18 protein-coding genes and 2 tRNA genes are annotated in these 21,582 nt (G+C 49.9%); 7 read left to right on the top strand and 13 right to left on the bottom strand.

What is annotated here, in order from left to right; all coding sequences use genetic code 11:
- Positions 1-116: 116 nt before the first annotated feature.
- From ACFQ1C_RS14650 to mobI, 3 genes are all read left to right on the top strand, one after another.
- Positions 117-449, top strand: coding sequence for a hypothetical protein (locus ACFQ1C_RS14650; RefSeq protein ID WP_379559410.1), 333 nt, complete (start codon positions 117-119; stop codon positions 447-449).
- Positions 446-1,339 carry a GIY-YIG nuclease family protein gene (locus ACFQ1C_RS14645; RefSeq protein WP_379559409.1) on the top strand — a complete coding sequence of 298 codons (894 nt, stop codon included), beginning with the start codon at positions 446-448 and terminating at the stop codon, positions 1,337-1,339. Before ACFQ1C_RS14650 ends, ACFQ1C_RS14645 begins: the two co-directional genes overlap by 4 nt.
- Before the next feature lie 1,230 nt (positions 1,340-2,569).
- Positions 2,570-3,031, top strand: a complete 462-nt coding sequence (gene mobI, locus ACFQ1C_RS14640; protein WP_379559408.1) for a conjugative transfer protein MobI(A/C) — start codon at positions 2,570-2,572, stop codon at positions 3,029-3,031.
- A gap of 531 nt (positions 3,032-3,562) precedes the next feature.
- Here mobI and ACFQ1C_RS14635 read toward each other — a convergent pair.
- On the bottom strand, positions 3,563-4,540 hold the full coding sequence (locus tag ACFQ1C_RS14635; protein ID WP_379559407.1) for an LAGLIDADG family homing endonuclease: 978 nt from the start codon (positions 4,538-4,540) through the stop codon (positions 3,563-3,565).
- Positions 4,541-4,658: 118 nt separating this feature from the next.
- Here ACFQ1C_RS14635 and ACFQ1C_RS14630 point away from each other — a divergent pair, with 118 nt between their 5' ends.
- On the top strand, positions 4,659-4,898 hold the full coding sequence (locus ACFQ1C_RS14630) for a helix-turn-helix domain-containing protein (RefSeq protein ID WP_379559417.1): 240 nt from the start codon (positions 4,659-4,661) through the stop codon (positions 4,896-4,898).
- A gap of 1,587 nt (positions 4,899-6,485) precedes the next feature.
- Here ACFQ1C_RS14630 and ACFQ1C_RS14625 read toward each other — a convergent pair.
- The 5 genes from ACFQ1C_RS14625 to rpsU form a co-directional block, all read right to left on the bottom strand.
- Positions 6,486-6,562: transfer RNA gene (locus tag ACFQ1C_RS14625), tRNA-Ile, on the bottom strand.
- Between the two features lie 169 nt (positions 6,563-6,731).
- Entirely contained in the window at positions 6,732-8,606 is a 1,875-nt protein-coding gene (gene rpoD / locus ACFQ1C_RS14620) for an RNA polymerase sigma factor RpoD (protein ID WP_424417947.1), read from the bottom strand.
- 189 nt (positions 8,607-8,795) lie between these two features.
- Entirely contained in the window at positions 8,796-10,571 is a 1,776-nt protein-coding gene (gene dnaG / locus ACFQ1C_RS14615) for a DNA primase (protein WP_379559405.1), read from the bottom strand.
- An 81-nt stretch (positions 10,572-10,652) separates the two neighbouring features.
- Entirely contained in the window at positions 10,653-11,096 is a 444-nt protein-coding gene (locus ACFQ1C_RS14610) for a GatB/YqeY domain-containing protein (protein ID WP_379559404.1), read from the bottom strand.
- A gap of 14 nt (positions 11,097-11,110) precedes the next feature.
- Complete coding sequence (gene rpsU / locus ACFQ1C_RS14605; RefSeq protein ID WP_087035180.1) at positions 11,111-11,326, bottom strand: 30S ribosomal protein S21; 216 nt, start codon at positions 11,324-11,326, stop codon at positions 11,111-11,113.
- Between the two features lie 176 nt (positions 11,327-11,502).
- Here rpsU and tsaD point away from each other — a divergent pair, with 176 nt between their 5' ends.
- Complete coding sequence (gene tsaD / locus ACFQ1C_RS14600) at positions 11,503-12,537, top strand: tRNA (adenosine(37)-N6)-threonylcarbamoyltransferase complex transferase subunit TsaD (RefSeq protein WP_379559403.1); 1,035 nt, start codon at positions 11,503-11,505, stop codon at positions 12,535-12,537.
- Positions 12,538-12,784: 247 nt separating this feature from the next.
- On the opposite strand, the gene plsY is transcribed toward tsaD, so the two are convergent.
- Positions 12,785-13,402 carry a glycerol-3-phosphate 1-O-acyltransferase PlsY gene (gene plsY / locus ACFQ1C_RS14595; protein WP_379559402.1) on the bottom strand — a complete coding sequence of 206 codons (618 nt, stop codon included), beginning with the start codon at positions 13,400-13,402 and terminating at the stop codon, positions 12,785-12,787.
- 137 nt (positions 13,403-13,539) lie between these two features.
- On the opposite strand from plsY, the gene folB reads away from it, so the two are divergent.
- A complete protein-coding gene (gene folB, locus ACFQ1C_RS14590) occupies positions 13,540-13,893 on the top strand; it encodes a dihydroneopterin aldolase (RefSeq protein WP_379559416.1) in 354 nt (117 codons plus the stop codon).
- A 110-nt stretch (positions 13,894-14,003) separates the two neighbouring features.
- Positions 14,004-14,807 carry an undecaprenyl-diphosphate phosphatase gene (locus ACFQ1C_RS14585; protein ID WP_379559401.1) on the top strand — a complete coding sequence of 268 codons (804 nt, stop codon included), beginning with the start codon at positions 14,004-14,006 and terminating at the stop codon, positions 14,805-14,807.
- Between the two features lie 165 nt (positions 14,808-14,972).
- Here the strand turns inward: ACFQ1C_RS14585 and cca are convergent, their stop codons facing one another.
- The 6 genes from cca to fdhE all read right to left on the bottom strand — a co-directional run bounded on the left by cca (position 14,973) and on the right by fdhE (position 21,482).
- On the bottom strand, positions 14,973-16,136 hold the full coding sequence (gene cca, locus ACFQ1C_RS14580) for a multifunctional CCA tRNA nucleotidyl transferase/2'3'-cyclic phosphodiesterase/2'nucleotidase/phosphatase (protein ID WP_379559400.1): 1,164 nt from the start codon (positions 16,134-16,136) through the stop codon (positions 14,973-14,975).
- A gap of 71 nt (positions 16,137-16,207) precedes the next feature.
- A complete protein-coding gene (gene fdhD, locus ACFQ1C_RS14575; RefSeq protein ID WP_379559399.1) occupies positions 16,208-17,005 on the bottom strand; it encodes a formate dehydrogenase accessory sulfurtransferase FdhD in 798 nt (265 codons plus the stop codon).
- 36 nt (positions 17,006-17,041) lie between these two features.
- Positions 17,042-17,137 (bottom strand) — tRNA-Sec (locus ACFQ1C_RS14570).
- 42 nt (positions 17,138-17,179) lie between these two features.
- Complete coding sequence (gene selB / locus ACFQ1C_RS14565) at positions 17,180-19,108, bottom strand: selenocysteine-specific translation elongation factor (RefSeq protein ID WP_379559398.1); 1,929 nt, start codon at positions 19,106-19,108, stop codon at positions 17,180-17,182.
- On the bottom strand, positions 19,105-20,538 hold the full coding sequence (selA, locus tag ACFQ1C_RS14560; protein WP_379559397.1) for an L-seryl-tRNA(Sec) selenium transferase: 1,434 nt from the start codon (positions 20,536-20,538) through the stop codon (positions 19,105-19,107). The genes selB and selA overlap by 4 nt, the downstream gene beginning before the upstream one ends.
- Positions 20,538-21,482: a formate dehydrogenase accessory protein FdhE gene (fdhE, locus tag ACFQ1C_RS14555; RefSeq protein ID WP_379559396.1), complete on the bottom strand. Its 945-nt coding sequence runs from the start codon at positions 21,480-21,482 to the stop codon at positions 20,538-20,540. Before fdhE ends, selA begins: the two co-directional genes overlap by 1 nt.
- Positions 21,483-21,582: the final 100 nt, after the last annotated feature.

Below are 21,582 nucleotides of genomic sequence, written 5' to 3'. Positions count from 1 at the left end.
CCTGTATATCTGATGAGGTGATGATATCACCTCTGAACAGGTGGCCACTTTAAGTGTGCCACTACAATAAGGTACGAAAGTACTTCAGAGATAATGCTACTGGCACGGCTGGGAACATGCCAAAAATAAACCAAAAGGTAGTTTGCTTAGCTCCAATTAACTTACCCCCTATAATTGAACAAACCGAAATCGTCCGTCGAGTCGAGCAGCTGTTTGCCTTCGCCGATCAGGTCGAGCAGCGGGTCAAAGACGCCCAGGCTCGGGTCAACCACCTCACTCAGTCCATTCTGGCCAAAGCCTTTCGCGGCGAGCTTACCGCCGACTGGCGCCAGCAGCACCCGGAGCTTATCAGCGGCGAGCACAGTGCAGAGGCCCTGCTGGCTCGCATCCAGGCCGAACGCGCCGCCCAAACACCCGCCAAGCGGGGCAGGAAAAAGGCGAACACATGAGCATAGGGCGCACCATCAGGATCTACCTGGACGACGGCTCTATTACCGGTATCCGTCATGCTGAAATCGTCAACTGGACGGGCCAGGCCATTTCCGCGCCCAGAACCCAGATCAAGGCCCTGGCCGAGTGGCCCGAGTCGAACAAACCGGGGGTCTATTTTCTGTTTGGCATCGATGATGCGTCCGGTAGCCAGGCCTTGTACATAGGCGAGGCCGAGAATGTACTGGAACGCCTGGACCAAGACCTAAAGGGTAAAGACTTCTGGAACGAGGTGGTGTTTTTCACCAGCAAGGATGAAAACCTCACCAAGTCCCATGTGAAATACCTGGAGTCTCGCCTCGTTGAACTGGCCAAGTCCGCCAACCGCTATGTACTGTTAAACGGTAACAGCCCACAGCTTTCCTCATTGCCCCGTGGCGATCGAGACTCGATGGAAGAGTTTATTGGTAACCTGCGCACGCTATTGGGGGTGATTGGCCATAAGGCGCTGGAGCCGGTGGCCAGCCATGAGCAGGTAAAAGAAGAAAAGGTGCTGATCCCCAACCCAGCCGAAGCGAATGCGTCACAAGGCTTCACCCTGAGTCATAAAAAGCTTAAGGCAAATGCTATCGTCAACAACGAAGGCATCGTCGTGCTGCAAGGTGCCGAGTTATCACCCAAGATGACCCACTCCCTGGCGGAGGGTTACAAAAAGCTGCGCCAGCAACTGCTGGATAACGGCACCATAGCGGAAGACAACGGGCGGCTATTTTTCACCAGGGATCAGCTGTTCACCAGTCCGTCACAAGCCGCCGCCATCATCGTCGGCTACCCAATTAATGGCCGTACCCATTGGCTCAACGCTCAAGGGCTGAGTATTAAAGACCTAGAAGAGCAAACTGCCCCCTGACCATCACCTGAGGCTGGCTTATCACCAAGGCATCGGTTGTGCTTGATCGGGGGCATCGGTTGTAGTGAACAACCTATCCCGGCCAATAAATTAGGCCGATTTTAGGCCTGATCTGGCGGCAACCCGTCAGTGTAATAATGGGTGCGCTGCCGGTTGTAGTAGCCATTAAGTAATCGCAGATATCGTTTTTGCCTCAGCCATGGCGAGTAACAGATAGCGGGAACCCAGTCCGTTTTCAGGCTGCGGACATTTTTCCATGGAAGCATTCCCCCAGCAGTTACCACAGCGGCTCATATTCTGCGTAATGCGATAACCTCACAGTCGTTGCCGGAAGACTCGGCGGGCGTATTGACGACCCAGATCTGAGTGTTGAACAACAGCCCTGTTGCTCTGCCTGCCCGATAACGCCCTACCTGATAACCTTTCTCCTGCATTATCAATAATAGGGCGAATAACTGTACCTATTACGACCTTTTTATCTCATCTCGAAGGTCGACCAACCACATCAAAGCGTTCATTTTCTTGATTAAGCAAAAATAGGGCGAATAACTGTACCTATAACGCTCTTCTGGTGATAGTTATTCGCTTTTTACCCTTTTTAGGTGTCGTTAGGCTGGAAAATGACTGCTTTGAGGGTAGCTAAACAAGGCTGTTTGGCTACCGTACCGCAACAAGTAGGTATCTTGTTTAGGTACTACATAATTCAGCTACTCAATAAGGGGGTTGCTCGTGATGTAAAGTCAAAAAACGACCAAAAAGCCGATGTTTTGCAGTACCTCAACAAGCGTGTTTGGCTACCGTACCGCAACAAGTAAGTATCTTGTCGAGCAACCCGTTTTTTTAGCAGAAAAATTGGCGGTTGCTCGTGATGAAAACTCGCCAATGGTCGCCTAATTAAAGAAAAGGCTCGATTAGACAAGTAGTGTTTTTTTACCGGTAGGTGAACATATCTATCTTGTTTACCTACCCATCATAAAACAATCATGTCGAGGTACTTGTGCTGTGCCTCTGGGTAGGAAAAGGGTGGTACCTAAACAAGTAGGTATCTTGTTTAGGTACCACCTGAATGTAGGTGGTCGCCTTCTTGTCTTAAAGGGGTAGCGCGACATGTAGATAGTTAATGTTTAGGAGCCAAGTTATGGTGAAAGCGGTTTCAACTCAAAAACGTAACTAATTGATGAGCGAGATGATGAGCAGGTTATTTGGACGTCAATTCGGGAAGAGCCGGATGTGTTGTTGCTCAATGGTATGGATTTGGTAGATATCGGCAGGCGACAGTGGAAGCGTGATTTAGTGGCTTGGGCAACGCGAGTGGCTAATGAGTTTTGGGAAACGCACGCGAAGTACAAAAATGGTGACGGTGGCGATAAGGAATATGGGGAGTACGGCGTAAGGGTGAGAGAGAGCTTTGACTACGATGGTTCAGTGGTACAAGGCAAGGGAGGGGGTAACAAAGGGAAGAGCATGATGTACGACACCATGTGGAAGCCCAAAGGTAACTCATTCCATATGCCAGCACAGAAGTTAAAGGATGCAAAGGATTGGGAACTTGAGGCCATCATGAAGGCCGAAGACGAGTTCCAGATCGTGCGTCGGTGCAGTGAGCACCTGAAAGCTATGCAGGGGCCGACCCAGGGATATGCGCAAACGCTGTTGGTGCACGAAGTCAGTAAGTTGGATCATTTGGGATGATATGGTGATTTGGATGTATTTCGAGGTGAGATAAGCGGGCTATAGATTCGGGCCAGCGCGTTGTACTTCGAGCCTGTAAATAATTCGGTGTACTGTTCCAGTCGGTTGCGTAATTGATGCTCGGCGCTGTCGTGTACACCACTAACCAAAGCGTTCGCAGCGATTTCCGTTAGACAGCAAGGTTTGTAGATTCGGGCCATCTCTTCAGCCGGCTTTTTATCATGCCTGCGTTCAATGCTACTTTGTCGCTTTGAACAGAGCAGGTGCTCCATAACTGGAGCAGACCTTCCCTTAGATGCCTCTACAAGCCTTTATTGTGCTCTCTGTTGCAAGATCTTATGTCGACAGATAAATCCCCGGTCGATGCGGGATTGTGCGTAGATTCGGGCAATTCGGGCGTTTTTGAGGTACTCCCAGCAACTACGGTGATCCCAGTTGGTTGCATCACTGGCTAATGCCTCGCAGTCCAGACCGGACCTTGATGTAGTAAGGAAAAGATACCGTTTGCTCCCGACGGTATCTTTTTTAAGATCAGCTGTATTTGTCTATTTCGGATTGGGCAATATTCCACTTTCTGGCGAGCCGGTGCACGCCAACCGACATCAGCTTTGAGCAAAGCCGCCTGGCATTTCTTCCGTGAAAGATGACGTAATGTGCAGTTTGATTCTGGTGAATGCAGCGCGTAGGTCTTGCTCCAGCAATATGCTCCCAGCTGTATTGCAGCCAGTCAGCAAAATCTTTGGATGCTGTGACCATGCTTACTGTCAGTGTGCCATTGTTGTGGCGTACGTGGCCATCTCCCTCGATCAAGCCTACATGATAAGCGAGTATTTGCTCCCTAGTGAGATGGTCCTCATTGGGGGGCTGTATAGTATAGGACTTGTTAGGAGTCAGACTCCAGTGAGTATTAAGATCTTCGATCCATTGAGGTACACCGGAGATTCTGAGTTCGTTCTGAGAGTGTCCCTTAACTTTAAAAGACCGAATGACACCTGTGTAGCCGGTCACTTCACGAATATATTCCAGCAGGTGCAGATCTTTTTCAGCTAGAGCAATCCCTACCTGGTTGATGGGTTTGTCTACGTTCATGGGCTTGATCCAGCCATCGGCGGCCAGCAGGCCGGCTACATACGAGTTTTCTACTGTTGGCTGATTAAAGTAGGTGTGGTTTTTCTCATACTTGGCACATTTGGCCGGGTTTTTAAATGCCACACCAAGGCGAAGCCCCCGTTGATACACTGAGCCCTCAGAGCGGCCCAATACAAGTCCAATTTCAGCCATTGTCATTTCCTGAGCATGTTCCTGGATGTACTTGTCTTCTTCTCGACTGTAGAGCAGATCGTCTCGCCAGGAGTGAGTCAGACTCAGCATGTGGGCCTTCCCACGCACTGACCGCCAGGTTCGTTTTAGTTGTGCTGCGATTTCCTGAGTGGGAGTACCGTCTTTGTAGCCCTTCTTCAGCAGTTCGATTTCCTCTTCAGTCCATGGTCGTTTGGTGGGTTTTGGCATATTATGGTCTCCTTGGATTATCGAGTGATAATATAAATAATCACTCGATAATAAATATACCGCATCAACTGATAATAGCAATCATCAATTGATAAAAAATATATTCGGAGTAAAGGGCGTGCTGAGGTTTCATTTAAAGGAGTTGATTGCCGAAAAGGAGTTTTCGGAGAACAGGCGGATCACGGTTAAGGAAATTGCAGAGGAAACAGGTATTAACAGAATGACTCTGTCCAAGATCATCAATCATCGTGGGCACAGCACAGTGACTGATAACCTGGATAAGCTATGTGCGTATTTTGGTTGCCCGATAGAAAAGCTGGTGACCTATATGGAGGATCCGGTAGATCCTCAAGCCTGAGTCCTGGAGGCAGGCGCAGGTAACTTAGAGCTGAGACTGATGGCTGAAGTCTGCATCAGACAAAGTGGCCATACACATAAAAAGACACTGCCTGTATCCGACGGTGTCTTTTTGTTGGTGGGGACTTCAAAACAGCCCGACCAGAAAGGAAGGGATCAACCAAGAAGGAGTGGGGATCGCCAATGCGGTGGAATCTGTTTATTTAGTCTGGGGGAGCCTTGGATCGAGCCTGACTGTAGTACGCTAGACTCTGCTCTCGGCTGAACTTCAGCTTCGCGTCCGTTGACGTTATAGCGGTTCATTGGTGCTTCTCTTACAGCACGGTTCTGCGGGTAAACCGTTTCAGCGTGGCGTTGCTACTGTACAAGTGAGTCTAAATGGCGACTGTAGAATGCTAAGGTCCGATACCGACAACATTAGCAGACCCCGTCTACACCCGACGGTGTCTTTTGATTAGCGGTCATTTTCAGCCAGGCGCGGTATGAGGATGCTTGCCAGCTTTTGGTGCGGCCGTTTATCCTGAGCGCTGCAGAAATCTTTCGCTCTTAACCCATGCCCAAGGCGTCCGGCGATCCCTGGTGATGAGCGTGGCTACTTATTGTTGACCACTACAGTCTGCCATCGACCTAAAGGGGCAACGTTCTGGGTTACTAAACCCTGCAACCCATGGCCAGTATAAAGTGGCTGTCCAACCGATAGTGCCATTCCTGTCACATACAAGCCTTGGAAATTTTCCTTCTTCAACCCAGTCTAACAAGGTTTCTGGGGTTTCCTTTAGCCACCCGCTCATCTGAACGATAGTAATTAAGTCACTACGATTTACTTGCGTCATACACTTTTAACCTTTGCTCAACTCATCAAGGCCTAACTGTATCGAGGTGGGGTATGCTGGTAACTCGTGTAAACGACGAATTTCTACACTAACTCTAAGAAGCGATAGGATAGTCGATAGGGCCACTAAGTGTTTTAAATTTGAAGGATTGGTTCGCTCGGCCACTACACCCTAAGTGCAGGCAATAAAAAGGGGCTAACAAACTTTATCTGCTAGCCCCTAATTTAAGCCTGTCGAGAGACACTTTGACTAGGATCTGGATCTTCTTTGTATACCCCCCGACAGTGAGTTAGAGGGTTAAGACAGTCTTATTTATTATCCTTCCCCTCTAACCACGCTTCGTAAACTGACTCTCGCCAGCCAATCGCTCGGCCGTTGTAACGTATGGGTTCTGGAAAAAAGCCTTTTCGTACCCAAAGCCACAAAGTCTTCGGCACTCGGCCTACTAACTCACACATCAGACTGACGGGAATTATTCGATCATATTCTTTGGTCATAATTTCATTAACTCCTTTGTTTAGAGGAGTTCAGAATATCGAGGTTTTGTTCAGGCGTGGTTTGGGTAATTGACAGTTTTCTGTGCAAACTCGAGAAAGTTGAGAAAAACGGTAGAAAAGGGCGGTAGGCAGTAAAATATTTATTTGGAGCCGAAGGGAGCCAAATAGCTTCGAGCTTACTTGACCCATTACTTGACCCAGAAACGCAGGCAACAAAAAAGGGTTAGCGGCTGTTAACCTGCTAACCCTTACTGTATATGGTGGCCCCTCCCAGACTTGAACTGGGGACCTAACGATTATGAGTCGTGTGCTCTAACCAACTGAGCTAAGGGGCCTAAAGTGGTGGTGATTATATGTAAAGCGGTGTGGGCTGTCTAGTCGCGTTGGCGGATATCCGTTTGATTTTTAAACGATTGGCGCTCTTTAGTAAATAAAAATAATTTGGCACAAAAAAAAGGGCGCTCATGCGCCCTTTTTTCATTTTGCTGTACAGTGTCTAACGACTTACTCGTCGAGAAAGCTGCGTAACACTTCTGAACGGCTGGGGTGGCGTAGCTTGCGCAGTGCCTTAGCTTCAATTTGGCGAATACGCTCACGCGTTACGTCAAACTGTTTGCCTACTTCTTCCAACGTGTGGTCGGTGTTCATGTCGATACCAAAACGCATGCGCAGTACTTTGGCTTCTCGTGCGGTTAGGCCCGAGAGTACGTCTTTGGTGGCGGCACACAGGCTTTCGTTAGTTGCTTGGTCAGCCGGTAAGGACAAGGTCGTGTCCTCAATGAAGTCGCCCAAGTGGGAGTCTTCATCATCACCAATGGGGGTTTCCATTGAGATCGGCTCTTTAGCAATTTTAAGTACCTTGCGGATCTTATCTTCTGGCATAACCATGCGATGCGCCAATTCTTCTGGCGTAGGCTCACGACCCATCTCTTGCAGCATTTGGCGCGATACACGGTTGAGCTTATTAATGGTCTCAATCATGTGCACCGGAATACGAATGGTGCGCGCTTGGTCGGCAATAGAGCGGGTGATGGCCTGACGGATCCACCAAGTAGCATAAGTTGAGAACTTATAACCACGACGGTATTCAAACTTATCTACCGCTTTCATCAAGCCGATGTTGCCTTCCTGGATTAAGTCGAGGAACTGCAAACCACGGTTGGTGTATTTTTTGGCAATAGAAATAACCAGACGCAAGTTGGCTTCAACCATTTCTTTCTTCGCGCGGCGAGCTTTGGCTTCACCTATGCTCATGCGACGGTTGATGTCTTTAATTTGCAAAATGGTTAAATCAGTTTCTTCTTCTACTAGCTTAATTTTGCCAATAGAGCGCAATACGTCTTCGGCAACTTCTTCTAGTCTTACCGACCAGCTTTTGCCTGCAGCTAGCTGCTTGTGGAACCATTCAGTATTACTTTCGTCTTGAGCAAAGGCTTGCACGAAGGTTTTCTTCGGCATTTTGCACTGATCAACACACAGTTTTAGAATAAGACGCTCTTGCACGCGAACACGGGTCATGGTGTCACGCATGGCGTTAACCAAGCGATCAAATTGCTTAGGGATCAACCGGAATTCGCGGAAGATGTAAGCCAGCTCGGCAATTTCAGCAGCGGCTTCCGGTGACGGACGACCTTTGCTGTTAATGACGCCGCGCATAATTTCGTACTGCTCGCGCAGCGCTGCAAATTTTTCGCGTGCTAGTTCAGGGTCGGGGCCAGTATCAACTTCTTCCTCGTCCTCTTCGTCTTCATCCGTTTCTTCCAGTTCTTTGTCACTCAGTTCTGAGCCGATATGCGTCGCGGTTGGCGCAGCAGGTTCGGTTGAATCTGGGTCAAGAAAGCCGGTGATGATATCGCTTAGCTTGATGTCGCCGGCTTCAAAGCGGTCAAACTGATCAAGCAAAGTGGTAATCGTCTGAGGATATTCAGACACCGAGCTTTGTACTTGATTAATGCCTTCTTCAATTCGCTTGGCGATAACGATTTCGCCTTCACGAGTCAGTAGCTCTACCGTACCCATTTCGCGCATATACATACGCACGGGGTCGGTAGTACGACCAATTTCTGACTCTACGGAAGCTAGCGCCTGAGCGGCTGCTTCTGCGGCGTCTTCATCGGCCGACGTTTCAGACATCATTAAGTCATCGGCATCGGGGGCACTTTCTACCACCTGAATACCCATGTCATTGATCATTTGAATAATATCTTCAATTTGATCAGAGTCGACAATGTCTTGAGGAAGGTGATCGTTAACCTCGGCGTAAGTCAGGTATCCCTGTTCTTTACCTTTGGCAACGAGAAGTTTAAGCTGTGACTGTGGGGTTTGCTCCATAGAACTCGTCCGGTTAGATCTTGCAAGAGGGTGTAGGCGATTAGGCACACATAATGTAGTGCACAATTGGCCGGTTATAACAAAACTTAACCAACGCCGCTATGTTGTTGGTGTGTGCTTGCCAACACGCCCTGCCTGAATGGCCGGTGAGAGTGTTGCAGCTTTTCTAGGGTTTTATATTACCCGTTTTCCGGGCCTGTTTTACTTTATGGGGGCATCGCTCCCAATTTTCAATGTTCAGTTGTTATTTGCTTTACTTTCGCTGAGTAATAGCATTAATTCTTGTGTTTCTACTGACGTTAGACCGCCTTGTCTGCTTTTTTGTTGCAGCATTTCTATATGACCCGCCAAATAATCGTTAATTAACACCACGAAAATATCTTGCAGCTCTTGTTCTATATGTTCGCCTGCGAATAATTCATCCGCCATGGCTAATCGTGCCAGTGCACGTGCTGAGCTATGACCACGCCAATGCTCAAGCAGCTGAGCGGTGGTAATGCCTGGCTGGCGTTGCACTTGAGCCAATAGGCTTTGCAATAAGTCCATTCCCGGAGTGGATAACTCGGCGAGATCTGGCATTGCTGGCAGATTGGCTGCGGCAGCCGGATATTGTAGCACAAGGGCAATGGCTCGGCGAATCGGCGTTAGCTTTATCTTTTTATTTACGGGCTTTACCGTCGTTGGCGATTGACCACCCGGTTGCAAGCGATGAAATAAATCGCGCACCCGGCGCTCATTTTCGCCCCAGTTTAGTTGCCGAGACAGCTGAGTGATCAGCCCTTCTCGAGTAAAGCCTTCTGGTACACGAATAATAGCCTCTGCTGCTTTATTCGCCAGTTCATGTTGTCCGGCATCGCCGGCCATGGCGTCTTGGCCAAGGCGTTCAAATAAGAAATCGCCAAAGTCTTGTGCTTGATCTAACTGTTGGGTAAAGGCTTCGTTGCCCAACTTGCGCACTAGGGTATCTGGGTCTTCACCGTCGGGTAAAAATACAAACTTGAGGCTGCGGCCATCTTGCAGCAGCGGCAGGGCATTTTCGAGTGCCCGCCATGCGGCTTCACGCCCGGCGCGGTCTCCGTCGTAGCAACAAACTACTTCGCGTGTGGTGCGAAATAACAGCTGAAGATGCTCTGGCGTGGTGGCGGTTCCCAGGCTGGCTACGGCATAGTCGATACCAAATTGCGCCAGTGCGACGACATCCATGTAGCCTTCTACGATTAAAACTCGCTCGGGGTTCCGGTGTGCTTGGCGTACTTCATAGAGGCCATACAGCTCACGGCCTTTATGGAATACCGGTGTTTCGGGCGAGTTTAAATATTTAGGGGTGCCATCGCCCAGCACGCGCCCACCAAAGCCAATCACACGACCACGGCGGTCGTGAATGGGGAACATAATGCGATCGCGAAAACGGTCGTAAACTCGACCATTGTCACTTTTTAGCAGCATGCCACCTTCAATTAACTGGTTTTCTGCTTCGGTGTTGATAGCGAATTTTCGTTTTACGCCGTCCCACTGTTCGGGCACATAGCCGATATTAAAGCGCTTCACCACTTCACCGCTTAGGCCGCGACCTTTTAGGTAGGTAATGGCGTCTTGCGACTGGCGTAGTTGGGTTTGGTAAAAACGGCTGATGTCTTGTAACTGGGCGTATAAATCTTGGCGTACGGCTTTGGCCGCCGCTTGTTGTTGTGGGGTCAGCGAAGAGTTGCTGTTCTCGCGTGGTACCGTTACCCCGTGCATGCCAGCGAGTTCGTCGATGGCATCTAAAAATTCTAGCCCGTCATACTCCATTAAAAAACCCAGCACGGTGCCGTGTGCGCCACAGCCAAAGCAGTGATAAAACTGTTTTTCGTGACTAACGGTAAAGGAGGGGGATTTTTCGTTATGAAAAGGGCAGCAAGCTTGATAGTTTTTGCCGGCTTTTTTTAATTTTACCCGCTGATCGATAAGATCGACTATGTCGGTTCTGGCCAACAGGTCGTCAATAAATGATTGGGGGATTCTGCCTGACATGATTCACCGGGAAAGCGAAGAAAAAACAAAGCCGTGCATCAAAAAGAAGCACGGCTCGTCGGCAGGGAACAGCGTAAACCGTTAAGCCAGTTTGGCTTTAATGCTAGCGCTGACCTTACCCATATCTGCACGTCCCTGGATTTGCGGTTTTAACACCGCCATCACTTTGCCCATATCTTGCATGCTAGTTGCACCGGTTTCGGCGATGGCATGCTTAAGCAAAGTATCCAGTTCGTCTGCGCTAAGAGGTTGCGGCAAAAACTCTTGCAGCACCACTATTTCCTGGCGCTCACCATCGGCTAGCTCTTGGCGTCCGGCCTGCTCATAAAGAGAGGCGGCGTCTTTGCGCTGTTTTACCATTTTGGTAACGATGGTGATGATCGCGTCATCGTCCAGGCTTTCGCGGCTATCAATCTCTTTTTGTTTGATCTCTGCCAGCAGCATTCTCAACGTACTAAGGCGTGCCTTATCTTTGGCACGCATAGCAATTTTTTGCTGTTCAGACAGTTGGTCTTTTAAGGACATGAGATCAACAACTTTTAGTACAGGCGAATGCGACGAGCGTTTTCACGAGAAAGCTTCTTAGCATGACGCTTAACAGCGGCAGCTTTAGCGCGCTTACGCACTGTAGTTGGCTTCTCGTATTGCTCACGACGACGCACTTCAGACAGGATACCTGCCTTTTCGCATGAACGCTTGAAGCGTCGCAGAGCTACGTCGAAGGGCTCGTTTTCACGTACTTTAATTACTGGCATGTGCCTCTCACCTCGGTTAACTGATTTTTTATTAAACCAGTCTGACTATAAAATGGTGCGAAATTCTACTCCGAAGCCTTACCTAAAGTAAAGTCCGAAGGCGGTCCGCTGGTTAAAAAACCACTAGAAGTGTAACATAAGCTCCTCTTGTTCAATAGTCCAGCGATAAGACCAACATGCGTGTATTAGGTATAGAAACCTCCTGTGATGAAACTGGCATTGCCATCTATGACGATAAGCTCGGCATTATGGCCCATCAACTCTACAGTCAGGTGGCGCTGCATGCGGATTATGGCGGTGTGGTGCCTGAGCTTGCTAGCCGCGACCACATTCGTAAAACTATTCCTTTAATTGAAGCGGCGCTGCTTGATGCTGGCTGCACCAAAGACGATATCGACGGCGTGGCTTTTACCGCCGGGCCCGGTTTAATGGGCGCGCTGTTAGTGGGTGCCACCATCGGGCGCAGCTTAGCCTTTGCTTGGGGCAAACCGGCAGTGGCGGTGCATCATATGGAAGGTCATTTATTGGCGCCCATGTTAGAAGAGCACGCACCTGAGTTTCCGTTTGTCGCCTTGCTGGTGTCCGGTGGCCATACATTATTAGTGCGGGTAGATGGCATTGGCCGTTATGAGATCTTAGGTGAATCGGTAGATGACGCGGCCGGTGAAGCATTTGATAAAACCGCCAAGTTAATGGGGTTGGATTATCCTGGTGGGCCGCGTTTGGCAAAGCTTGCAGAACAAGGCCAACCTAATCGCTTTAAGTTTCCGCGCCCAATGACGGACAGACCTGGGTTAGATTTTAGTTTTTCTGGCCTAAAAACGTCGACTGCCACCACCATTGCCGCCGAGAGCAAGAAGGCCGTTGATGGTCAAATAGATGAGCAAACCCGCGCCGATATTGCCCATGCGTTTCAGCAGGCGGTAGTAGATACGCTGGCGATTAAGTGCAAGCGCGCCTTAAAGCAAACTGGGCTGAATCGTCTAGTCGTCGCCGGAGGTGTGAGTGCCAATGTGTCGTTGCGCGCGCAATTAAGTGAGCTAATGGCCAGCCTCAATGGCGAGGCGTTTTATCCACGTAATGAATATTGCACCGATAATGGCGCCATGATCGCCTTCGCCGGTTTGCAACGATTAAGAGCAGGGGACACTGAGCCGTTAGCCGTACGTGCGCGACCACGCTGGCCGCTAGACGAACTAACTGCGGTTTAAAAACGCGCCGAGCGCCTGGCACCAAGCTAAACAAAAAACGCTAAAGACTAATGATTTCTCGTCACGGAATACACGGAAGAACACGGAAAAGTTAAGATAAAAACTAAGAGGGATTATTACAGGTTAAGGCCTTATATATCATAAGCCCTGGTCGTTTTTGATTTGTCTTTACGTCCGTGAGTTCCGTGGCAAAAATAGCTTTGGTTGTTGGTTTTAGCTAGGCGCTTGGTGCTGGGCGCTATATTTATTACTCTTCACCTGTTTTATCCGGGCGTTTAAATCGGTCGATGATGGGTTTTTCTTGGCGGTGATAGAGGCGGCTGATGTTGCCGTGGTGGCGTAGGATAATCAGGCAGGAAAGCAAAGACACCGAGAGCGTGTATTCGGGCTTAATGAAATAGACGTAAAGCGGTGCCACTAAGGCGGTGAGCAAAGACGCCAGCGACGAATAGCCAAAAAGACCTAAACACACCAGCCAAGTCAGCATCATTAGGCCGGCCATGTCCATGCCGAGCGGCAACAAGGTGCCGAGAGCCGTGGCTACGGCCTTACCGCCGCGAAAGTGAAAAAACAGCGGAAACATATGGCCAATGCAGGCCGCCATGCCAATAAAAGCCAAATATAACGGGCTGATCTCTAGATACCACCCCAGATAAACCGGCAATGTGCCTTTTAGAATATCCAGCAACAGTACCCATACCGCAGCACTGCGATTACCTGTGCGCAGTACATTAGTGGCGCCAGGGTTGCCCGATCCATGAACGCGAGGGTCAGGCAGGCGATAGAGTCGGGAGATCAGTACTGCGCTGGAGATGGATCCCCCCAGGTAAGCGAGTACAATCATAAAGAAGATGAGGGCCGTCATTGCGGTTTATACCTCGGGATCAATCCGTTACTATTGCGAGCCTAAACCGAGCCATTTGCAAGCTAAGCAACTACTGTCTGCTAGCAAGCGAGACTCGATTCCGCACATAGTCACCAGCTTAACAGAAGATAGAGATGATGGATAAAGTGTTTGTACAAGGCCTAGAAGTGCTGACCACCATAGGCGTTTATGAGTGGGAAAAGGGTATTCAGCAGAAGCTGCGTTTCGATCTAGAAATGGGTCATGATAATGTACCAGCCGCGCAAAATGACGATATTAATAAGGCACTTGATTACGCCACCTTGTCGCAGTTAGTTACCGAGTACGCTGAACAGCATCAATTTGAGTTAGTAGAAACCATGGCTGAACGCGTGGCTGAGTTGATCCTAACTCGCTTTGCGGTTAAATCGGTTAAAGTGCGCCTGACCAAACCTACCGCCGTGGCTAATGCCAGTGGTGTAGGTGTAGAAATCGAGCGGTTTGCTAATTAAACGCTAACGTATTTTTAATATTATCGCTAACAAACCTTGTGCGAAGCCGTCATAAATGCGTCATTGTTCATTGTTAAGATATTGGCGTTACTGGCTAAAGGAATGATGTAATGGAAGTGCATGCCATACTATTGGCTCTTATTCAGGGGTTTACCGAGTTTTTACCTATTTCTAGCTCGGCGCACCTTATTCTCCCCTCGGTGTTATTGGGGTGGGAAGATCAGGGCATTGCATTTGATGTGGCGGTACACCTAGGTAGCTTGTTGGCGGTGGTGTATTACTTTCGCCAAGAGGTGGCAAGCTTGACTGTTGCTTGGTTGCGCTCGATAAGAGAAAGGGAGCAAAGCACGGAATCAAAACTAGCTTGGTGTCTCGTGCTAGCTACCCTTCCAGCCTGTATCGTCGGTGTTTTATTTGGCAGTTTAATCGCCGATTTTTTACGCTCAGGGTGGGTGATTGCCGTTACCACTATCGTATTTGGCTTGCTGTTGTGGTGGGCCGATAAAATAGCGCAGCTGTATAAAAGTGAATATCAAACCGGTTGGCGAGGTGCTTTACTACTCGGTTGTGCCCAAGCGCTAGCACTTATCCCCGGAACGTCCCGTAGTGGTATTACCTTAACCGCTGGATTAATGTTGGGGATGACGCGCGATGCTGCTGCTCGTTTTTCTTTTTTAATGTCGATTCCCATTATCTTGTTAGCTGGCAGCCATCAGGCGACCGGACTCGTGAGCGCAGGTATAGCTATTCCTTGGGTGGCTATTGGTTTGGGCGTAGTGGTCTCATTTATCAGTGCTTTAGCCTGCATTCATTTGTTTTTAGCCTTACTAAATCGCATCGGCGTTATGCCATTTGTGCTATACCGGTTAGGTTTGGGAGGGGTGTTATTTTGGGTAATGGCAGGCCAGATATAGGTCTCTTACAGCACCCAGCGCCTAACTAACCCAAAACACCGGTTTTTGTAGTCCCACGCTTTAGCTGTGGGTCTTGCGGAGCAAGAATGTTTACAGCGTCGAGCACCACGCTCAAATAAAAGACGGTGTTCATCTATCTGAGTGTTGAATTTTAATCTCCATTCCCTAATCCCCTGCACCTTCTAATATCTGCTCAAGGCGTTGTAGCCGAGCTTGGGTGATTGCTTCACCAATGGCGGGGCCGGTTATCCCTTGAGCGAGAAAAGGGGCGGCGGTGATGGTTTTTAGTTCATTAAACCACTGCCAAAGCTGGATGAGTTGCGGGTAGTCACTAAGGCCCGATTCAGCTTGGGCGCACAGCAGTAATTGAGCAAAACGTTCGGGTCTGCGCCACGCATCAGTTGCTTGAAATAACGCTAATATATCCTTGGCTTGCGCCACGCTTGGCTTGCTTAATTGATGCACCTCCATATGCCAACGACTAGCTAGTAGCGCTAACTCTTTATGCTCAGTGGGCACTTTTATGCGTTTGCATAAACCACTAATGGTATCTGCGGTTAGCTTATGGCACAGCACGGCAAAACGACAAGCGAGGTCGGAGCTGATTGACGCACAGTGTAGCAATGCCTGCAGCGTATGCTCTGCGACGCTAGGTTGGCTAGCTGAGTCGTTAGCCGCTTCATTAGCAAACAGGGTGTCAATCTCTGGAAATAATACAGCTAGTGCATTGCAGCGACGCAATACCTCAAAAAATACTTGCGGGTGATCACTGGCCAATGCTTTTTCGGTTTCTTTCCATACTCGCTCGGGCGTAAGCGTGGCTAGCTCGCCGCTGGCGGCCATTTGCTGCATTAAAGCCTGAGTTTCACCGGCGACACTAAAGCCTAAATGATAAAAGCGGGCGGCAAAGCGGGCCACGCGCAATACGCGCAGTGGATCTTCACCAAAAGCATCCGACACATGGCGCAGGCTACGGGCCGCAATATCAGCTTGGCCATGGTAAGGGTCAATCAGCGTGCCGTCATTACTTTGGGCAATGGCATTAATGGTGAGGTCGCGTCGGCTTAGGTCGTCTTCTAGGGTAACTTGGGGGCCAAAATCGCAAATAAAGCCGGTATAACCGGTGCCGGCTTTTCGCTCGGTACGGGCAAGGGCATATTCTTCTTTGCTTTTAGGGTGTAAGAATACCGGGAAGTCTGTGCCTACCTGCTGATAACCCAGTTGCACTAGCTGTTCAGGCTGGGCACCAACTACCACATAATCCCTGTCGTAAACGGTTAAGCCCAATAACGAATCTCGTACCGCGCCCCCGACTAAATAAATTTCCAACGGTTATTCCTCAATCAAGAATGTACGGCTGCAACTAGCTTATACCAATCAGCGACACTGTCTCTTTACCGTCATTCTAACTGTTTACACGCAGCCGCCGCATAGATTCTGGGCTGCTGCTGATACGGTAAGTGTATCAAGTTGAGCTGATAGTGCCGCGCCTGCTCTACTGCAAGCGTGGTGGGCGCGCTTAAGGTGATCAGAGTAGGGTTGTAAGTGCGTACCATCTTTAGGATCAGCTCTATGCTGCAACGGCTAGTTACTAATATCATGCCCTCAGGCTGACTGGGCTGCCGATGCCGCCATCCCAATAGCTTATCGAGTGCATTATGACGACCGACATCTTCACTGGCATGCTGTATTTGGCCCTGCTTATCGGCAAAAAAAGCGGCGTGTAGGGCGCCACAGTTTCGATTCAACTTTTGCCAGTCTGGAAGTTGAGCGCGCAGCCCCATTAGTGCCTCTGTGCTAGGCAATGGGCTAATCGGCAAGGGAGGTAGGTTGGGTAAGGCGGCTTGTAACGATTCGATGCCGCACAAGCCACAGCCGGTACGACCCGATAGATTGCGCCTTTGCTCCTGCCACGGCTGATGGCAGCGGTTGGCCAGTGTGGCGTTGGCTATAATGGCATTTTTCTGGCGAGTAAACTCGAGATCGTGAATGTCTCTGTGATGCTGGATAATACCTTCCGTCAAGAGAAAGCCGATCATAAAGGCTTCAAGTTGATAGGGGCTGACCATCATTACCGCATGATTAACGCCATTGAGGGTAATGGCTAATGGGACTTCATTGGCTAGAGTGTGTTCTGTGCCTGCCAAGGTGCTGACTACTTGGCTGGGTGCCAAGTTATCAAAGGTAGCATCGTCCATTATATCGTCCTGCGCAAAAAGGCGAGAGTAGAGCTGTGGCGGAAAGTAGTAGGAGTCGAACCTACCTAGGAGCGTCTAACACCCCCAACTGGGTTTGAAGCCCAGCCGCACCACCGGATACGATTACTTTCCACAGAGATAAGATCTATTAAGCCTAACAATGCCAACATAACGCTAGGTTGTAAATAGCATATTGTCGGTACGGATCACATGCTTATCTTGCAAGCGCCGACTATAGCCAATTCGTTGAAAAAACTCGAGTATTTGCAATGTTCTTTTTCGCCCAAGCGCCAATTGATCCCGAAGTTCGGCAGCTTTAATACCTTGTTCCTGAGGGTACTCGCGCAACAGTTGAGCAAGTTGTTCGATATGCTGATGGTGATAGAGCAAATCAGGTTGCACTTGATACAGTTTGCCACGCTGCACCAGTTTTCGGGAAAGTTGGCGAATATCTTGCTCGGGCATTTCCAACAGGGTTGCTATATCGCGTACCCAAGGAGGATCATACTGACCTTGGTAAGCCAGATGCAGAATTTGCTCTGCCAGTTGCTGCTCTTGCTCACTGAAGCTCACCGTATGCTGAGGCATATGGTACCAAGCCCCTTGAACCCTAAGGCGCTGCTGCTGTACTAGGGATTGTAATGCACTTTGCCACAAAGAGAGCGGCATGGCGGGATCCGTCATACGGCGCAACCTATCAGCTCCCATGCCCGGTTCATCCGGATAGCGTTGATGGGCCAGCTCCAGCGTGGTTTCAATCTTGCTTAGCAGATTCTCCCAGAGCTGCTGATCCATCAGTACGGCCACTTGCTTGTTCGTTGCTGGCGTTATCCACAATGCATGGTCGGGAAGAGCAAGCTGCTCGACGTCTCCGTTAACCAGTCGCTGCAGATCTGGATAGGTAACGCCGTAAGGAGCTTGGCGAAGCAAGGGTTGCAGGTGATTGTTGGCTAGACTCTTTCTTTCTAGATAATTGGCAATGGCGGCCAACCAGCTCAGGCGCGCTGGGGTGCGGCGTTTTCGATCCGGCCCGTTGGCATCAAGCACACAGCCCCCCCCAATAGTGTGTTTGGCCTGTGCGTTGCGAATAATAAAGCGATCGCCGGGCATAGCACACTGCGGACTGTCAAATACCAGCTGCGCAAAAGCTTGTTCCCCGGCCTGCAATGTCTCTTTGTTGAGCGGTACTAGATGCGCCATCACATGCGCCGCCCCTATATGCACATGCACCGGGGCCCAAGTGGTGAGCGGCTGCACCATATTACTGAGTAAATTTAACTGTACATCGATGCGCGTCGAGGGTGTAAAGCAGCGATCATCCGCCAGCCAGGCGCCACGGTCGATGGTCTCTTTGGCGATATTAGCAATATTCAGTGCGCAGCGCTGACCCGCTAAAGCGGTGTTGCTGGGCAGATTTTGCGCATGAATACTGCGTACTCTTATTGGGGTATTGACGGGCATCAAGCGCAGCTTAACATTGCTGCTTTGCAAATCGAATGCTCCACCGTGTACGGTGCCGGTGACCACTGTGCCTTGGCCGGTCAAGGTAAAGGCGCGATCGATGGCTAAACGAAACAGGCCCGTGCGGGTCGCAGCTTGCTGCTGTTGAGCCTGCTGTTGCAAAAACGCACTTAAGGTTGCTATGCCGGTGCCAGATAAGCTATCAACGATAAACTGCGGTGCCGTGGCTAAAAAGGTATTAGCCAGCGCTTGGCTGAGTTGCTGTAGCGTGTGGGTCAGTTGCTCTGGCTGAGCTTTGTCTTGTTTGGTAATAACCACACAGCCCTGAGATAGGCCGAGTAAGGATAAAATAGCTATGTGTTCAATGGTTTGCGGCATAATTCCATCGTCAGCCGCTACCACTAACATGGCATAATCAATACCTGTGGCACCCGCTACCATGGTATGAATAAGCCCTTCGTGGCCGGGCACATCAACAAAACCGAGGGTGATATCATCAGCAAGCTGTTGATAGGCATAGCCCAAGCTAATGGTAATACCTCTTTGTTGCTCGTCCTTTAAGCGGTCAGTATTCACGCCGGTTAGCGCGCGTACCAAGGCCGTTTTGCCATGATCAATATGACCCGCCGTACCTATAATCATAACCGAGTGGCACTCCATGTTTCTTGCAGCAGACTTGCTTGTTGAGCCGTTAGGCAACGGCAGTCTAAGTAGATCGCGTTTTTATGGATGCGGCCAATAATAGGCTGCGATTGATTACGCAGCCAGCGCTCTAGTTGCATGATTTGACGTCCGGCCTTGTCGGAGCCCGCATAATGAACCACCAGCCCGAAACTTGGCAGAGATTCAATCGGCATAGCACCGCTGCCAATTTGGCTGTGCATGGGCGCGCAGCTCACTTGATAATCGCCACCCACCGCGAGCTGTAAGCTCGATTGCAGTCGTTCGGCTTGCTGTTGTATCTCGGCCTGAGGGCGAGTTAGCAAGCGCAGAGTGGTTAATCGCTCGGGTAATAATTCGGGGCTGCGATATAGCGACAGCACGGACTCTAACGCTGCCATGGTTAACTTACCCACCCGCAAAGCGCGCTTTAACGGATGTTTTTTAATGATCTCAATGAGTGATTTGCGACCGACAATAAAGCCTGCTTGCGGCCCACCTAATAGCTTGTCGCCGCTAAAAGTCACCAGATCGACACCCGCGTCGACAATCTCTTTTACGGTGGGCTCATGGGGCAGCCCCCACTGCGCTAAATCAACCAGAGTACCGCTGCCTAAGTCCACCGTGACTGGCACCTGATGTTGCTGGCCGAGCTTAACCAGTTCACTCAGGTCGGTCTCTTTAGTAAAACCCACTACCGCATAGTTGCTGCAGTGTACTTTCATCAGCATGGCGGTGTGCTCATTAATGGCCCGATCATAGTCTGCATAATGGGTGCGGTTGGTGGTGCCCACCTCGACTAGTTTACTGCCAGCACTGCTCATAATGTCGGGGATGCGAAATGAGCCGCCAATTTCTACCAACTCGCCGCGTGACACAATGACTTCCTTTTGCGACGCCAAGGCGTTAAGCATCAGTAGCACGGCGGCGGCGTTGTTATTGACCACGGTGGCGGCCTCGGCGCCGGTCAATTCGCAGATCAGCTCTTCAATCAAACTGTCTCGGTCACCACGCTTTCCGCTGGCTAAGTCAAATTCGAGGTTGGTGGGCTGAGTCAGCACCTGAGTGACGGCCTCTACGGCACAGTCGGGTAATAAGGCGCGGCCCAAATTGGTATGTAGCACGGTACCAGTGAGGTTAATAACGGTTTTTAGCTTAGAGGCTGTTAAGGCGTTGAGCCGCTCGATAAGCTGCGCGATTATGTAGGCGGGATCTACATCGGCTGTGGTCAGTTGCTGTTGCAGGACCCGAGTGCGCAACTGCGCCAATAACAAGCGTAATTGTTGAGTGACCAGCGTTAGCCCGTGTTGATTGATGGCTGGTGTTAACTCTGGCTTATGCAGCACCTTATCCAATGCCGGCAAATCTGCCGGCAGGGCGAGTGGCTGCTGGGAGGAAGTGGATAGGGTCATTATTGTTCAGCTGCTTGCCAAAAATAGGGGTTGTTATTGGCACGATAAAAGTTCGCTTCGCCCATTAAAATATCTAGCGGAAGACTGGCTAGATCATCGGCGAAAGCCTCAGCAAACTGCTCTTTATCAAGATAGAAAATCTTGCGGTAATGCTGGCAATGATCACAAGACTCGGCCTTGATACCGGCACTACCTTCCTCCAGCGAGTGATAAGCCAGCTTTTTGGTATCTTCGCAATGGGTGCAGGTGACGCGCACAATATGCCATTGGCTCGAGCATAACGAGCAGGTAGCGTAGCGGATCTGCTCTTTGGGCCCGCCCAACATCACGGTGCTGGACACCGGCTGGCTGCCACAGCAAGGGCACAAACCAAAAGGTGTGTGCGCAGGAATTTTCTGGCTTTCGAGCCCTGCTACTAACTGGCTCCAGTAAACTTGTAAACCGGCCATGATAAAAGGCGCACGAGCCGCATCGATTTTTTCTAGTTTTTGGTTGAGCAAGTCATCGGCCTGTTGCTCAATAAGTTCAGGCTTATTATTAATATCATCAGCCAATTGCACTAAATTGTTGCGTACCGCATCTGGCAGGGGTTCGGAATGAGTCGTTTGTTGTAACAGCTGCTCGAGAATGGCGCTCAGCATAGCGCGCCAAGTGGCGTCTCGCTTAATGTTGCTGGCGCTAAAAGGCGGCATACCGTGAGCTTGCGCTTGGGCAAGCTGTGATTCATCGATGGCGGTTAGTGACCAGTCTTGAGCAAATACCTGTTGCTGGGCATCTGCCAGCTGAGCAATCAATAGCAGATAATCCTCAATCGGATTATCGGTGGCTAAATCTCTCAGCCGCTGGGCGCGCGTGCTAAAGGTGTCCGGCATGGGGGAAATAAGGCGCACTACGCTGGTGCGATCCAGCGTTTCTATTTCGCCACGGGTAAGAATTCGCTGCATGAGCACTCCTTGAGTGAAGTCAGTATTTGTCTATTTATAAAAAATTGAAGCACAAAAATCTAAGATAAAAAGCCGTCAAACGAGTCTGGTCATTTGACGG

Source organism: Oceanisphaera ostreae, assembly GCF_042676125.1.
In the GTDB taxonomy this organism is placed as follows: Bacteria; Pseudomonadota; Gammaproteobacteria; order Enterobacterales; family Aeromonadaceae; genus Oceanimonas; species Oceanimonas ostreae.
Note: the sequence above shows the minus strand (reverse complement) of the source record. Positions and strands in the feature narration are given on the sequence as shown.